At 71.5% G+C, this 14,522-nt stretch carries 12 protein-coding genes; 6 read left to right on the top strand and 6 right to left on the bottom strand.

Annotated features, from left to right (window positions below):
* Positions 1-225: 225 nt before the first annotated feature.
* Both ABZT47_RS34050 and ABZT47_RS34055 read left to right on the top strand, forming a co-directional pair.
* The gene (locus ABZT47_RS34050; protein WP_354851615.1) at positions 226-3,273 is read left to right on the top strand and encodes a BTAD domain-containing putative transcriptional regulator; all 3,048 of its coding nucleotides are present in this window, start codon (positions 226-228) and stop codon (positions 3,271-3,273) included.
* A gap of 439 nt (positions 3,274-3,712) precedes the next feature.
* Positions 3,713-4,015 carry a hypothetical protein gene (locus tag ABZT47_RS34055; RefSeq protein WP_354851618.1) on the top strand — a complete coding sequence of 101 codons (303 nt, stop codon included), beginning with the start codon at positions 3,713-3,715 and terminating at the stop codon, positions 4,013-4,015.
* Here ABZT47_RS34055 and ABZT47_RS34060 read toward each other — a convergent pair.
* Complete coding sequence (locus ABZT47_RS34060; RefSeq protein WP_354851620.1) at positions 4,008-4,937, bottom strand: AraC family transcriptional regulator; 930 nt, start codon at positions 4,935-4,937, stop codon at positions 4,008-4,010. The two genes, ABZT47_RS34055 and ABZT47_RS34060, sit on opposite strands and share 8 nt — an antisense overlap.
* 103 nt (positions 4,938-5,040) lie before the next feature.
* Here ABZT47_RS34060 and ABZT47_RS34065 point away from each other — a divergent pair, with 103 nt between their 5' ends.
* The 3 genes from ABZT47_RS34065 to ABZT47_RS34075 all read left to right on the top strand — a co-directional run bounded on the left by ABZT47_RS34065 (position 5,041) and on the right by ABZT47_RS34075 (position 8,845).
* Positions 5,041-6,069 (top strand): aldo/keto reductase, encoded by a 1,029-nt coding sequence (locus ABZT47_RS34065; RefSeq protein ID WP_354851622.1) that lies wholly within the window; start codon positions 5,041-5,043, stop codon positions 6,067-6,069.
* A gap of 269 nt (positions 6,070-6,338) precedes the next feature.
* Entirely contained in the window at positions 6,339-8,399 is a 2,061-nt protein-coding gene (locus ABZT47_RS34070) for a substrate-binding domain-containing protein (protein ID WP_354851625.1), read from the top strand.
* 14 nt (positions 8,400-8,413) lie between these two features.
* Positions 8,414-8,845, top strand: coding sequence for a hypothetical protein (locus ABZT47_RS34075; RefSeq protein WP_354851628.1), 432 nt, complete (start codon positions 8,414-8,416; stop codon positions 8,843-8,845).
* A 157-nt stretch (positions 8,846-9,002) separates the two neighbouring features.
* On the opposite strand, the gene ABZT47_RS34080 is transcribed toward ABZT47_RS34075, so the two are convergent.
* The 4 genes from ABZT47_RS34080 to ABZT47_RS34095 form a co-directional block, all read right to left on the bottom strand.
* On the bottom strand, positions 9,003-10,664 hold the full coding sequence (locus ABZT47_RS34080) for an MFS transporter (RefSeq protein ID WP_354851631.1): 1,662 nt from the start codon (positions 10,662-10,664) through the stop codon (positions 9,003-9,005).
* A gap of 184 nt (positions 10,665-10,848) precedes the next feature.
* Complete coding sequence (locus ABZT47_RS34085) at positions 10,849-11,700, bottom strand: LLM class flavin-dependent oxidoreductase (RefSeq protein ID WP_354851634.1); 852 nt, start codon at positions 11,698-11,700, stop codon at positions 10,849-10,851.
* Positions 11,701-11,787: 87 nt separating this feature from the next.
* Complete coding sequence (locus tag ABZT47_RS34090; protein ID WP_354851637.1) at positions 11,788-12,378, bottom strand: TetR/AcrR family transcriptional regulator; 591 nt, start codon at positions 12,376-12,378, stop codon at positions 11,788-11,790.
* Positions 12,379-12,490: 112 nt separating this feature from the next.
* Positions 12,491-13,051, bottom strand: a complete 561-nt coding sequence (locus tag ABZT47_RS34095; protein WP_354851639.1) for a GNAT family N-acetyltransferase — start codon at positions 13,049-13,051, stop codon at positions 12,491-12,493.
* An 86-nt stretch (positions 13,052-13,137) separates the two neighbouring features.
* Between ABZT47_RS34095 and ABZT47_RS34100 the strand changes: the two genes are divergently transcribed.
* On the top strand, positions 13,138-13,608 hold the full coding sequence (locus ABZT47_RS34100) for a helix-turn-helix domain-containing protein (protein ID WP_354851641.1): 471 nt from the start codon (positions 13,138-13,140) through the stop codon (positions 13,606-13,608).
* 82 nt (positions 13,609-13,690) lie between these two features.
* On the opposite strand, the gene ABZT47_RS34105 is transcribed toward ABZT47_RS34100, so the two are convergent.
* On the bottom strand, positions 13,691-14,344 hold the full coding sequence (locus ABZT47_RS34105) for a VC0807 family protein (protein ID WP_354851643.1): 654 nt from the start codon (positions 14,342-14,344) through the stop codon (positions 13,691-13,693).
* Positions 14,345-14,522: the final 178 nt, after the last annotated feature.

A 14,522-nucleotide genomic window follows, 5' to 3' on the forward strand; every position in this document is an offset into this window, starting at 1 on the left:
GCCCGTGGCCGCCCCCCTTCGGTGGGCCGCGTTCGACGTGCCATCAGCATCGCCGCGACCGGTCAACGGCAGATCAACGAGAAATCAACGACTCGATTAACGCGACGGGCGCCGCATAGGGAATAAAGCATGTGGGGACCTATCATTTGCCAATAGAACCGTCTTGAGGGTGGAGAAGCAGGGAAAATGGCTGGTCAAGAGGCTGCGGCTGGCCTTCGCTTCGCGGTGCTCGGACCGGTTCAGGCCTGGCTGTCCGGCCGCGAGGTCGAATTGGGCACCCCTCTGCAACGATCCATCCTCGCCATGCTGCTGCTCCGCGAGGGCCGCGCGGTGACCCCGATGGAGATGATCGACGCCATCTGGGGGGAGGACGCCCCGCCGCGCGCGCTCGGCGCGCTGCGCACGTACGTGTCGCGGCTGCGGGCCGTACTGGAGCCGGACCGCTCGCCCCGCATGCGCCCTGAGCTGCTCACATCGGTGGGACGGGGGTACGCGCTGCGCCTGGCGCCCGACGCCCTGGACCTGGCGCTCTTCGAGCGTTCCGTGGCCGCCGCGGAGGCGCGGCGCAAGGCGGGCGACCTGCCGGGCGCGGCCGCCACCGTGCGCGACGCCCTCGCCCTGTGGTCGGGTGAACCGCTCGCCGGGGCGCTCGGCCCGTACATCGAGAGCCAGCGCGGCAGGCTCGTCGAGCGGCGCATCGGCGTCGTCGAGAGCCTGATGGAGCTGGACCTCCAGCTCGGCCGGCACGCCGACGTCATCCCCGAGCTGATCGCCCTGACGGCCGAGCACCCGCTGCGCGAGCGACTGCGCGGCCAGCTCATGCTCGCCTACTACCGCTGCGGGCGTCAGGCCGAGGCGCTGGCGGTGTTCTCCGACACCCGGCGGGCCCTGGTGGAGGAGCTGGGCATCGACCCCGGCCACGAGCTGTCCTCGCTCCACCAGCGCATCCTCGGCGCCGATCCGCGGCTCGCGTGGGCGCCCACCGCGCAGGAACGGCGCCCCGCGGCCCCTCCCGCCCCGGCGGGGACCACCGACCGCCGCGAGCAGGGCGGCGCCCCGCACACCCCCGCCACGAGGACCACGGGCGAGACGACCTTCCCCGGCGCGGAGAGCGCCGAGGCCGAGCACGAGGGCTTCCAGGAGATGCCCCGTCCCGCCCAGCTCCCGGCGGCCGTCAGCGACTTCACCGGCCGCAGGCAGGTCGTCAACCGGCTGCGCACGCTGCTGACCAGCGCCACCGGCTCCGAGGGCATGCCCGTCGCGGCCGTCTCGGGCATCGGCGGGGTCGGCAAGACGGCGGTCGCCGTGCACGTGGCCCACTCGCTGCACGACGTGTTCCCCGACGGGCAGTTGTACGCCGACCTGCGCGGCTACGGCAAGGAGCCGACGGCCCCCGAGTCGGTGCTGGCGGCGTTCCTGCGCGCGCTCGGCATCCCGGTGGACATCATCCCCGACGGCCTCGCCGAGCGCGGCGCGCTGTTCCGTTCGCTGCTCGCCGACCGGCAAATGATCGTCCTGCTGGACAACGCCCGCGACGCCGAGCAGGTGGAGCACCTGCTGCCCGGGACGGCCGGGTGCGCGGCGATCATCACGAGCCGGGGGAAGCTGGCCGACCTGCCCTCGGCCCGGCTGCTGGATCTCGAGGTCATGGAGCCGGACGAGGCGCTGACGCTGTTCTCGGCGGTCGCCGGCGCCGAGCGGGTGGCGGCGGAGCGTCCCGCGGCCATGGACGTGGTCGCCATCTGCGGCTTCCTGCCGCTGGCCGTCCGCATCGTCGCGGCCAGGCTCGCGGCCCGGCCGTCGTGGACGGTGGCCTCGCTGGTGCCCCGGCTCGCGGACGAGCGCCGGCGCCTTTCCGAGATGCGCATCGGGCACCTGGCCGTGGACGCCACCTTCTCGCTGGGCTACGGGCACCTGGACCCCGGCCAGGCGCGGGCCTTCCGCCTGCTCTCGCTGCCGAACGGGCCGGACATCGGCATCCAGGCGGCCTCGGCGGTGCTGTCGCTCAGCATGATCGAGACCGAGGACATCCTGGAGTCGCTGGTCGACGTCAGCCTGCTGGAGGCGCCGGCGCCCGGCCGGTACCGCTTCCACGACCTGCTGCGGCTGTTCGCCCGCAAGCAGGCGGAGGCCACCGAGAGCCCCGAGGCGGGGGCGCTGGCGCTGCGCCGGCTGCTCGGGTTCTACCTGACCTCGGCCCAGGCGGCGCACCGGCTCGCCTACGAAGGCAGTGTGATCTCCGACCACCTGGTGTCCTCGGGCGTGCCCGGCCGGACCTTCGCGGGCGCCGACGAGGCCGTGACCTGGCTGACCGTCGAGGCCGAGGCGATGTTCGCCATCATCGGGCAGATCGCCGAGTCGGGCCCCTCCGCCGAGGCGCTGTCGTCCGCCGCCGACCTGCTGGTCGCGATGGAGCCGTTGCTGGAGTCCGGCGCCTACGGCCGCGAGTTCGTCTCGCGCACCGGCGCGGTGATCGCCGCGGCGCAGGCCGTCAACGACAAGGTCAGCGAGTTGCGCTGCCGGTACGTCCTGGGCCGCGTGCTGTTCGGCAGCAACCGGATGGACGACGCCGAGGAGCAGTTCCGCGCGGCCCTGGACCTGGCCGACTCGACCGGCGACCACATCGTCCGGGGAGAGATCTACAACGGCCTGGCCGTCGTCGCCGGGCGCAGGCGCCGCCACCAGGACGCGCTGGCCCTGTTCGACTCGGCTCTCAAGGCCTACCAGGACATCGGCGCGGCGGCCGGAGAGGCCCTGGTGGCCAGCTACTCCGCCCGCGACCACCTGGGCCTGGGCAACAGCGAGGAGGCGATCGCCGCCGCCCACCGGGGGCTGGCGATCTTCACCGAGCTGGGGAGCGAGCCGGGCATGGCCCGCGCGCGGTACCAGCTCGGCATCGTCCTGTCACGGGTGGGCCGCCTCACCGAGGCGGTCGTCCATCACGCCGAGTGCCTGGACTTCTTCCGCGCCGGCGGCCAGAAGGTGTGGGAGCAGCGGGTGTGCACCCGGCTCGCCGAGACGTTCATCGCCGCCGAGCGTTACAAGGACGCGGCGCGGTACGCCGAGCAGGCGCTCACGCTGAGCAGGGAGATCGGGCACCCGTACGGCGAGGCGCTGTCGCTGACCGTGCTAGGCCGTGCCCTCACCGGGCTCGGCAGCGTCCGGCGCAGCGGTGACTGCTTCAAGCGGGCCCTGGACATCTTCACCCGGCTGGGCTCCCCCGAGGCCGACGACCTGCGCGCGCTCCTGAAGCTGGATCAGGTCGGCGATTAGCTCGCGGACCCCGCTCATGGGTTCGTCGTCCAACCTGGTCATCCACACGTGATTTATCACTCTGCATCCCGATATGTCGCATGACGGCGTTGTCTGCCCTATCTGGGGGTGAAAGTGCCCGGCCGGTCGTCTGCCGCCGCGGGGCGCCGGGGGCCCGGTTGGTCACCGGTGGCGCCTTCGCGGCGACCGGCCGCCTCACGACGACGACCGGCCGGACGTCAGCACGGATCTTGAACCCCCCAAGCTCCGCGCCTCTGCCGTCAAGGCTCGCGCCCGGGGTTCAACGTCGGATCAACGGCCGATCGCACCCCTGCAAGCGGGCCCTCGGCGGATCAACCTGGGGTACCGGGCGCTCAAGTGAACGGCAAGCCGCACGTAAGCGGGTACAGGTAGACCTGGGGCGTACGCCCGCACCACCTGCACCAAGGAGCGGATCTCCATGCTGATCCCGTGCTTCGCCTGCGAGTCCCGGTTCCGTCCGGAGGAGTACTTCCTCGCCTGCCACGACTACAACCGCGGCATGGACCTGGTCGCGTGGACCTGTCCGCGCTGCGGCAACCGGGACGATCTGCGCGTGCTGCCCGACGCGCTCGGGTTCGGCTATCCCCGCCGCGGGCGCTTCGACGTGCACGACCGCTTCCGGGTCCCCGGCCTGCGCCGCCACCGCATGGACATGCGCCTGGACATCTCCCTGGACAAGGAGGTCTGGCGCGTCCCCACCCGCCTCCGTCAGCTCACCTAGCCGCCTGTGCCGCGCCGCGGCCTGCGCGGTAGGCCCGCGGAGAGACGCCCATCACGCGCTTGAAGGCGTTGCTGAAGGCGCTCTCGGAGCCGTAGCCCCAGGCGGCCGCCACGGCACTGATCGTCCGGCCGGTCGCCCGCAGATCCTGACCGGCCGAGTGCATGCGCCAGCGCAGCAGGTAGTCCAGCGGCGCCGAGCCGACGGCCGACCTGAACCTCTCCGCGAAGCTCGACCGTGACATGCCGACCTCGGCGGCCAGCTCGGCCACCGTCCACCGGCGCCCGTTGTCCTGGTGCATGAGCCGCAGGGCCGTGCCGATCTGCGGGTCCATGAGGGCGCTGAGCCAGCCGCCCGGCGCGCGGCCCTCGCCGGAGGCGGCCCGCGCGTGGGCGCGCAGGATCTGGATGAAGATGATCTGCGCGACCCGGTCGGTCATGAACTCGCTGCCGAGCCCCGGGGCGGCGTTCTCCCTGGCCAGCAGCCGCAGCGCCGCCTGCAGCACCTCGGCCTGGTCGGATTCGGCGGGCGCGTGGACGAACGGCGGCAGGACGTCCAGCAGCAGCCGGGCGTTCGCCATGTCCAGAGTGATCGGCCCGCCGACGATGACGACCTCGTCCCCGCCCCAGCGGAGCACCGCGTCCACGGTCTCGCGGAACACGACGGAGGCGTGGACGGGCTCGACCAGCGGGTCGCTGAACATGCGGTACGGCGCACCGCCGTTGATCAGGTAGCAGTCGCCGGCCTCGACCAGCACGGGCGCGAGGTCGCCGACGGCGATCCAGCACGAACCGGCGAGCACGGCGCCGCACTTCACGTGCGGGTACCCGTCGAAGGTCATCGCCCAGGAGCCGCCCGCCTCGAAACGCAGGGGCAGGGCGCTCTCGACGTTCAGCAGCGACAGCACGGTCGACAGAGGGTCCACGCGACCTCCGGACGATCGGTCAAGAAAAACGGACTTTCACGCATGGATTGTCGTTGACGAACTCCGTAACCTGCAAGACGAACTGTAACAAGGGGGACAAAACATGAAATATCGACCGTTGGGCCGTACGGGGGTCTACGTATCCGAGCTCTGCCTGGGCGCGATGACGTTCGGCGGCGCCGACCACCCGGTGTTCAAGATGGTCGGCGGGCTGGGGCAGGACGACACCGACCAGATCGTCGGCACCGCCCTGGACGCGGGGGTCAACTTCATCGACACCGCCGACATGTACGCGGACGGTGAGTCCGAGACGCTGCTCGGCCGGGCCCTCAAGGGCCGCCGCGACGATGTCGTCCTGGCCACCAAGCTCGCCGCCCGCACCGGGCCGGGCCCGAACGACGTCGGCCTCTCACGCCTGCACCTCGCGCGCAGCCTCGAGGACAGCCTGCGCAGGCTGGGGACCGACCACATCGACCTGTACCAGATCCACAGCATCGACCCCTATACGCCGATCGAGGAGACGCTGCGCGCGCTGGACGACGCGGTGCGCCAGGGCAAGATCCGCTACATCGGCTGCTCGAACCTCGCGGCCTGGGAGGTCGCCAAGGCGCTCGGCGTGTCGGCGGCGCGCGGCCTGGCGGAGTTCGTCTCGGTGCAGTCGTACTACTCGCTGGTGGGACGCGACGTCGAGCGGGAACTCATCCCGATGCTGCGGTCGGAGGAGCTGGCCCTGATGGTGTGGAGCCCGCTCGCCGGCGGCCTGCTGTCGGGCAAGACCGACCGGAACGGCGTCTCCGACGCCGGCGCGCGGCACGCCCAGGCGCAGTTCGTGCCGGTCGACACGGAGAAGGCCTACGACGTCATCGACGTGCTCAAGGCCGTCGCCGCCCGCCACGAGGTGAGCGCGGCCCGCGTCGCGCTCGCCTGGGTGCTGGCACAGCCCGCCGTCACCAGCGTCATCATCGGCGCCAGGCGGCTGGACCAGCTCACCGACAACCTCGCGGCCACCGAACTGACGCTGACCGAGGACGACCTGGCCCGGCTCGACGAGGTGAGCCGCGACGCCCTTCCTCCGTACCCGGCCTGGATCCAGCAGGCAGGACTCCGCGACCGGCTCCCGCAGCAGGTCTGAATATGGAGCAAACCTCTATTATTCGCTATTTCGGATAGATCGGATAAATCAGTCTTAGGCGGCCCAGCCCGGGCCGCCTAAGATCGGTCCGCGTTTACGACGGCGTCGATTCGGCTCACCCGAATGGCATGAAAAGCCGAGACCGTATCGGCGGCACCCTCTTTCGGCACCCGGTTGCGGAGCTCCGGATCAGTCAAGTGATACGGCGGTAATTGCCATATCTGGCACCATATTCTTCTCGCACCGATTTCCGAGAAGAAGGGCTGGCTTTGGCAGGTCGCGCACAAGGGCCCCGGATCGGCGGGCTGGTCGCGGCCGTGCTCGCCGCCTCCGTGCTCGTCCCGTTCTCCGGGACCCTGACCACCCGGCCGCGGGGAGAGGGATGCGTCGGCGACAGCACCATTCCCGTCGTCGCGTCCGTCGACAAGATCGGCGTCATACGGCGCCTGGCCCAGCGGTTCACCGGCCCGCACGGTTACGAGATGGACGGCAGGCGAGTCTGCATGAACGTCCTCAACTCGCAGTCGGGGTCGACCCTTCTCAAACTGATCGAAGCGTGGCGCCGGCACAGCGCGCCGGGCGCGGTGGACGCGCCCGGGCCGCTGGACGACTATCCGCTGATCTGGATGCCCGCCTCCTCCATGTGGTGGGTGCAGCTCAAGGAGCGCACCGACTCGTGCGGTGCTCATGTGAACGCCTACCAGTGCGAAAAGAACGAATTGGGCCTGTCCAACACGCCGCCCAGGTCCCTGGCGCGCTCACCGATGGTCATAGCCGTACGCCGTTCCTCCCGGAGGTCGCTGGACAGGTTCAAGACCGCGACCATCACCTGGAAGGACCTCACCGACTGCGGGGGTGCGCCCTGCGATCCGCCCCTGGGGAAGACCAATCCGAACGTGTCGACGATCGGGCTGGAGACCGCGCTCGGCATGATCTGGGAGGCCGGAGACCCGAAGAAGGGGGGCGCGGTCAAGGAGATCGCCGACATGGTGCGCAAGCCGGACGCCAGGAATCCGTTCCCCGCCGAGACCACGGCACTGCGGGGGAAGGTGCGCGAGGGCGTCCGCGCCATGGAGAAGGCCTTCGGCCACTACGGGCACACCACGGTCGACCTGCTGTGCGGGCTCACCAGGAAGTCCGGCGACTCCGCCCAGGCGATCGTCATCGAGGAACAGACGGTGTGGCTGTACAACACCGGCGGACCGGCCAAGGTGGGCTGTCCCGGCGCCGGGACGGAGCGACGGCCGGACGACCCGCTGGTGCCGATCTTCCTCAAACACCGCTCCATACTTTCGGACCACCCATTCGTGCTCATCGATCCCACGCCGCGGGCGCATTCGGCGGAGAACAAGGTCGCACAGGCTTTCCAGAGCCATCTTCTCCAACCCGAACTGCAGAAGGAATTCCAGGACCTCGGATTCCGGGTGCCCGACCCGGCGGCCCATAATCGGCTCGCCCTGGGTGCGCGGCAGATTCAGGATCTGTATCCGGACGGGTACGACGCGGTCTACGAAGAGGGGACCAATGATCACCTGTCGGATCCGCCGTGCGTCGCGACCGAACCCGCCGGGAACGCCGGCGGGAACGACGCCGTCGGCGCCGGCGGGAACAACGGCACGATCGACTGCCCGCGTGGATTCTTCGACGACGTCCTCACCACCTGGGCGACAGAGCTTCGCAAACCCGTGCAGACCCACGTGCTGGTCGACTATTCGGGGTCGATGAGCGACCCGGTGCGGGAAACGGGCGCCAGGAAGATCGACATCGCGATGGCGGGGGTCGAGCAGATGATCGCCGGCTTCCACGACGGCGACAGGGTCGGAGTCCGCGTCTTCGCCACCCTGCACCCCGAGCTGGGACGCGACTGGCAGGACATCATCCCGCTCTCCGACGTCACCAAGAGCACGTTGACCGACGTACAGGCGAACTTCCAGCGGTTCGTCACCATGGGGTTCCGCGAGGGCACGCGCCGGACCGGGCTCTACAACAGCATCGCCGACACCGTCACGGACATGGCCGGGCGGTGCGCGACCGGCTCCGCCAGCTCGGTCGTCGTCCTGACCGACGGCGCGGACTCCGAGCAGAAGACCTCCACCACGAAGGGATCGAGGAAGACCGGGCCGACCCTCGACGAATTGGTCAAGAAGCTCGGCAGCCCTGATCGGCCGTGCGCGGTCCGGGTCCTCATCGTCGCCTACGGCGCGGACATCGACTCGGCGACGGCGAATGCCATGGGGCGGATCGCCGACGCCACGTCCGGCCACGTCTACTACGCCACCGATCCGGCCTCCCTGGGAACGGTGCTGACCGATCTCATAGCGGACTTCTGAAGGGAGGCGTCTCCATGCGGGTCTCACACCCCCACCGGCTCGCGGCCGTCGTGTCCGGGGCGATCGCGGCGGCGGTCTCACACTTCACCGGACATCCGCCGCCCGGCGTCGTCCTGCTGGTCGGGGTCCTGGTCTGCGGCGCCTACGTCGCCGGCCTGGTCCTGGGCGACGCGGCGCCGCGCCTGGTCCGCCATGTCCGCCACCTGCCGCGGAGGCGGACCGCCTTGCTGGCCGCCGGCTCCATCGTCCTCGCGGTGCTGACCGTGGTCCTCGCCGGGGAGGTCACGCCGGGCGCCGTGCTCGGGGCGTTGACGGCGCTGTTCGCGCCGTTCCTCCTCGATCTGGCCGTGGCCGCCCACCACCGGGAGTCCGGGCCCGGCGCCCCGGTCCCTGGTCCACCGGCGTCGCCGACCGCCTCCGAAGCGGCCGAGACCACCCGGGCCTGACGTCCCGGCGAGGGCCCGATCGGCTGTGGCGGCTCGACGGTCAGCGCGCCATGGGCCGCGCATGGATGGAGCCGGGTGGCCGGCGAAGTCTCGCGGCCACCCGGCTCCGGCTTCGGAACGGGCCGAGCTGGGCTGGTCTGGGCTGGGCTGGTCTGGGTCAGTCGACGCTCGCCAGGAGGCGCGCGCCCTCGGCGCCTTCAGCGGCCTCGGCGGCTTCGGCGGCTTCGGCGGCTTCGGCGTGGACCGTCTCGCCGGAACCGTCGGCGTCCTCGGTCCGCGGCGCCGGCGCGGCCGGGACGCCGCTGTCCCGCAGGACGACCGCCGACAGGACGGCCAGGCCGATGAAGACGGTCGCGCCGACGGCGGCGACGACGTTCAGCCCGCTGGTGAAGGCGGCCCGGGCCGTCTCGACCAGGTCGGCGGCGAGCTGCCCGCCGACCTGCTGCGCGGCGCCGAGCGCGGCGGTGATGCTCTGGTGCGCCGTGTCGGCCGCGCCGGCCGGAACGCCCGAGGGCAGGCCGCCGGTGAGCTCGGTGCGGTAGACGAAGGTGCCGAGGCTGCCCATGGCTGCGACGCCCAGGGCGACGCCGAACTCGCCGCTGGTCTCGGTGATCGAGGCGGCGGACCCGGCCTTCTCCGGCGGGACCGAGCCCATGATGAGGTTCATGGTGAGCGACATCGGCAGGGCGATGCCGAAGGACGCCAGCACCAGGCCGGTGACCAGCAGCGGCAGGCCGTCGACGGCCGGGACCTGGGTGTGGGCGACCAGACCGGCGCCAGCGATCAGCAGGCCGGTGGCGATGACGTAGGCGGGGCGGATCTTGCGGGCCAGCGCCGGGGCGACCATCGAGCCGGCCACCATGGCCACGTTCTGCGGGAGGAGCCACAGGCCGGAGTCCATCGGGCCCAGGCCCTGAACGGTCTGCAGGTAGAGACTGGACAGCAGGGTGGTGCCCGCCATCACGACGCCCGCCCCCAGCCCGACGCCCATCGCGGTGCTGAAGGTGCGGTTGGCGAACAGCCGCAGGTCGAGCAGCGGGTTGGCGAGCCCGCGCTGGCGCAGGACGAACACGGCGCCCATGGCGACACCGGCGACCAGGGAGGCGACGGGCAGTGCGTGCGCGCCGTCGCGGGCCAGTTCCTTCAGGCCGTAGATGGCGGGCAGGATCGCCGCCAGGGACAGCGCGACGCTCGCCAGGTCGAGGCGGCCGGCGTTCGGGTCGCGGTACTCCGGCAGCAGGCGCGGGCCGACGACCAGCAGCAGCACCATGACCGGGACGCCGAGCAGGAAGGCCGAGCCCCACCAGAAGTGCTCGAGAAGCAGTCCGCCGACCAGCGGGCCGACCGTCATGCCGCCCATGAAGCAGGCGAACCAGATGCCGATCGCGGCGCCCATCTGCTTGGGGTCGCGGAACATGTTGCGGATCAGCGCCATCGTGGAGGGCATGAGCGAGGCCCCGGCGATGCCGAGCAGCGCACGGGAGGCGATGAGCATCTGCGGGTTGACCGAGTACGCGGCCAGGATCGAGGCGGCGCCGAAGGCCGCGGCGCCGGCCAGCAGGAGCTTGCGACGGCCGATGCGGTCGCCCAGGGTGCCCATGGTGACCAGGAACCCGGCGAGCATGAACGAGTAGATGTCCAGGATCCACAGCTGCTGGGTGGAGTCGGCGCCGAGGCCCCGGCTCAGCTGGGGAAGCGCCAGGTACAGCACGCTGATGTCCAGCGACATCAGCAGAGTCGGCAGGGCCAGCACGGCGAGCCCGATCCATTCGCGCCGCCCGGCCCGCAGGTCGGGGGTGATCTCACCATTGGCGTTCATCGCACATTCCTTCGTGGTCGGTGGTCGTTCACGCGGTCGTCCCCGGCGTGATCGCCGCCTTCGCGGGCCCCGATCAGCGCCTCTGGTCGTACCGTCTCACCGACAAACTTTCTTGTCAAGACGATTAGAGCTTTCGGTGCGCGGGCGCGCCGAAACGGGAAGGGGCACCGCAGGAGCGGTCGGCTCAAGGAAGGGCGTCGGCGATGCGCCCGACCTGGCCGGGGTCGGCGGACCAGCAGTAGAGCATCACCTCGTCGGCGCCCACGTCGCCGAAGGCCGTGACGGCGTGCCTGACGGCGTCCGGCGTGGTCAGCAGCCCCTGGACCACCTTGTGCCGGTAGTCGCCGAAGTCGTAGTACGCCCGCAGGGCCCGCCCGGCGTCGTCCACGACCTGTCCGGGGCCGAGGGCCACGTTGGCCTGCGCGACCAGCCGTGGACGGCCCTCGCGCCCGGCCGACCGCCACGCCCGCTCCACCGTCCGGAAGAAGCGGCCCATGTCCTGCGGCCCGAACATCGCCCCGAGGAAACCGTCGCCGTGGTGCGCCACGCGGTCGGCGGTCGCCGGGACGAAGCCGCCGAAGAGCACTTCGGGACCCCCGGTGCGGGCCGGCGCGGGCCCGATCGGCCCGGCGCCCCCGCCGTACGCCTCGCCGGCCCACAGGCGCCGCATGGTCCTCATCTGCTCGTCCAGGCGCCGGCCGCGCCCGCGGTAGTCGACCTGCGCGACCCGGAAGTCGTCCTCGCGCACGCCGACCCCGATCCCGAGCGTCAGGCGGCCGCCGGAGAGCCGATCGAGCGTGGCGCACTGCTTGGCGAGCAGGGCGACCGGTCGCAGGGGCGCGACCAGCACCTCGGTCATCAGGCGGACGCGGGAGGTCGCCCCGGCGATGACTGCGAGGGTGACCAGCGGCTCGGGGTTGTCGTAGACGAGGCGGTCGAGCAGGCCGAGGGCCGAGAACGGACCGGTCTCGGCGCGGGACGCCCAGTCGCGCAGCACCGTGAGGTCACCGACGGGCAGCCCGAGCCCTACCTCCATGATGGTCGCCCCCGTCCTGTGCCGCGCGGAACGGGGGTGGCCCACTCTAGGCGGCCGGCCGGGACCCCCGGCCGCAGGCGCGCCGGGTCAGGCGAGCCGGAGGCTCAGCCAGGCGGCCTCGCAGAGGGACCTGATCTCCTCCTCGGTCGGCTGGTGGGCCCCGGAGAACCACAGGCGGCACATCTCGGTGGCCGGGCCGAGCCACAGCACGTAGCACATGGTGGGATGCACCGGCCGCAGCACGCCGTCCTTCATGTGCGGGCGCCACCAGTCGGACACCTGGCGGAAGAAGGCCCGCCGGGACTCGGCGACCTCGGGGCCGCCCGGCTCGTCGCGGCGGGGCGGGCGTTCGCTGATCAGGATGCGGGCCCGCTCGGGGTGCTCGCCACACCAGGCCATGTGCATGGCGACGATCGCCTCGATGCCGCCCCGGGCGCTGTCATGGCGGCACAGCTCTTCCACGAACGCCTGCTGGTACATGTTCTGGATCTCGGAGTAGAGCACTCCGAAGACGTGTTCCTTGCTGGCGAAGTGGTGGTAGAAGCTCCCCACGCTGACGCCGCTCTCTTCGCGGAGGCTGGCGAGCGTCGTGGCCGAGACTCCGTCCTGGCTGAAGCGGCGCAGGGCACCCTCGATGATGCGGGTGCGGCCGTCTCGTCCGTTCTTCGCGGTCTTCACGATGTCAATGGTGACTCAACAGAACCTTGTTCTGCAAACCCCGGGGCGCAACCCTCCGAGCGCACCCCATCCTAACGACCTTGGGAGCGACGGCGGCGGCGGGGCGTGCGGCTCAGCCGGCGGCCGGCGCCGCCTCGAGCGACGCGGCGATCTCGACGGTGCCGGAGACCACGCGCATCCGCGCGTGCGGCCACCACCGGGCGATCATGGACAGCACCTTGCGGTTCTCTCCCATGACGTCCATGGTCACCGCCGTCGCGCCGCGGGCGACGGCACGGGCGAGCAGCCTGCGCACGAGCCGCGAGCCGAGCCCCACGCCCTGCCACGCGTCGGCGACGACCACCGCGATCTCGGTCGACCCGTCCCGGGTGAAGCTCATCGCGTGCCCGATGATCCGCTCGCCGGCGTCCACGGCCAGCAGGACGTCGCGCGCCTCGCCGACGGTGACCATGGCGCTCACCAGCGCCCTGCCGGGCCGCGAGACTCCGCCGAAGAAGCGCAGCGACCGGCTGCGCAGGGACAGTCCGGCGACGAAGGCCCGCACTCTGTCCTCGTCGTCCATTCGGGCGGGACGGACGCGCACCGCGGCGACCGGCGCCGTACCGGGTCGGGGCGCGGGCGTCCCGGGAGCGGAGGGGAACGCACGACGCAAGTCGGCCTGAGTCTGAATCATGAACCCAGGCTCGCCCAGCCCGCCTGAGTCTGTCAACTAGACTTAGCCGCATTGGAGGGAGGGAAATGAACGCCTACGATGCCTCCATGTCCGGGCGAACCCATTTCCGGGTGGAGAACTGCTCGATCGAGCGCACGCTCGCGGTCATCGGCGAGAAATGGACGCTCCTCGTGCTACGGGAGATCTTCAACGGCGTGCGCCGGTTCGCCGACATGCAGGCCGGCACCGGCGCCCCCCGCCAGGTGCTCAGCGCCCGCCTCACGCGGCTGGTCGAGGAAGGGCTGCTCCGCAAGGTCCCCTACCGCGAGCCCGGCAGCCGCAGCCGCGACGAGTACCGCCTCACGCAGGCGGGCCTCGACCTGTACCCGATCATGGTCAGCCTGATGCACTGGGGCGACCGCTACGTGGCCGACCCCGACGGCCCCTCGGTCGTCCTGACCCACCGCGACTGCGGCTCCCCCGTCGAACTGCACATGCGCTGCGCGGACGGCCACGAGGTGCCCTCGCCCCGCGAGGTCACCCCCCGCCTCGGCCCCGGCGCGCGCCTGGCCGGCTGACGCCGGGCATCCGCCCGGCCAGCCCATCGCGGCATCGAGGAACCGGCCCCGAGCCCGTCCCGGCCGCGACACGGCCGCCCGGTCACGGCCTCTGCAGGACGCGGAGCACCCGCCGGAAGGCCAGCAGCGAGACCCCCGCCGCGGCGACCATGAGGACGGCCACCGCGGACGTCCGGACGATCAGGTAGGTCTCGATCGACTCGCTGAACAGCAGCCACAGGCTCAGCGTCCCGTTGACGAACTGCACCGTTCCCCACAACAGCGACAGGTGCCGGAAGAACCGGCGCATCACCGGATGGTGGAGCAGATGCTCGGGCAGCGGCACCAGGTCGGTGGTGACCCGCTGGATCAGCGGGCGCGGCGCGGCGGCCGTGGCCAGGAAGGCCAGGCTCGCGCAGAACACGCCGAGCGTCGGCTGCAGGAAGTAGATGACCACGTCGCCGGTGACCAGCGCCAGCGCCGCCCGCACCGTGATCGCCAGTATCGCCAGCAGCACGGTGCCGGGAACGCTCTGCCGCCTGACCAGCCGCAGCGCGGCCCCTCCGTACACCCAGGCCACCGCCATGGCCAGCCCGCCGTTGACCCCGGCCACCAGGAGGCCCGCGTAGAACACGGCGACGGGCAGGATCATGCCCTCCAGCACGCGCGGCGCCGCGTGCCGGACGAGAACGGAGATCCTCGGCAACGCCGGGTGCGGGGCGGCGGCGGACGGCGACGCGAGAGTGGACGCGGTCATATGCGAGACGGCTCCTGCGGGACAGAGCGACGTGCCGTGGATGAAATCGGTACGACCGTACGGCATGCCTCCCCCGTCCGCGAGTGGTTCCACGAGATCATGATCGGCCGGTGGGGGGACCTTCACCACGTACAAGGACGCGCATGGCGTGACCGCGTCGGCCGCCTGCCGTGGCCGG

The sequence above is a fragment of the Sphaerisporangium sp. NPDC005289 genome (assembly GCF_040607455.1).
Lineage (GTDB): Bacteria > Actinomycetota > Actinomycetes > Streptosporangiales > Streptosporangiaceae > Sphaerisporangium > Sphaerisporangium rhizosphaerae.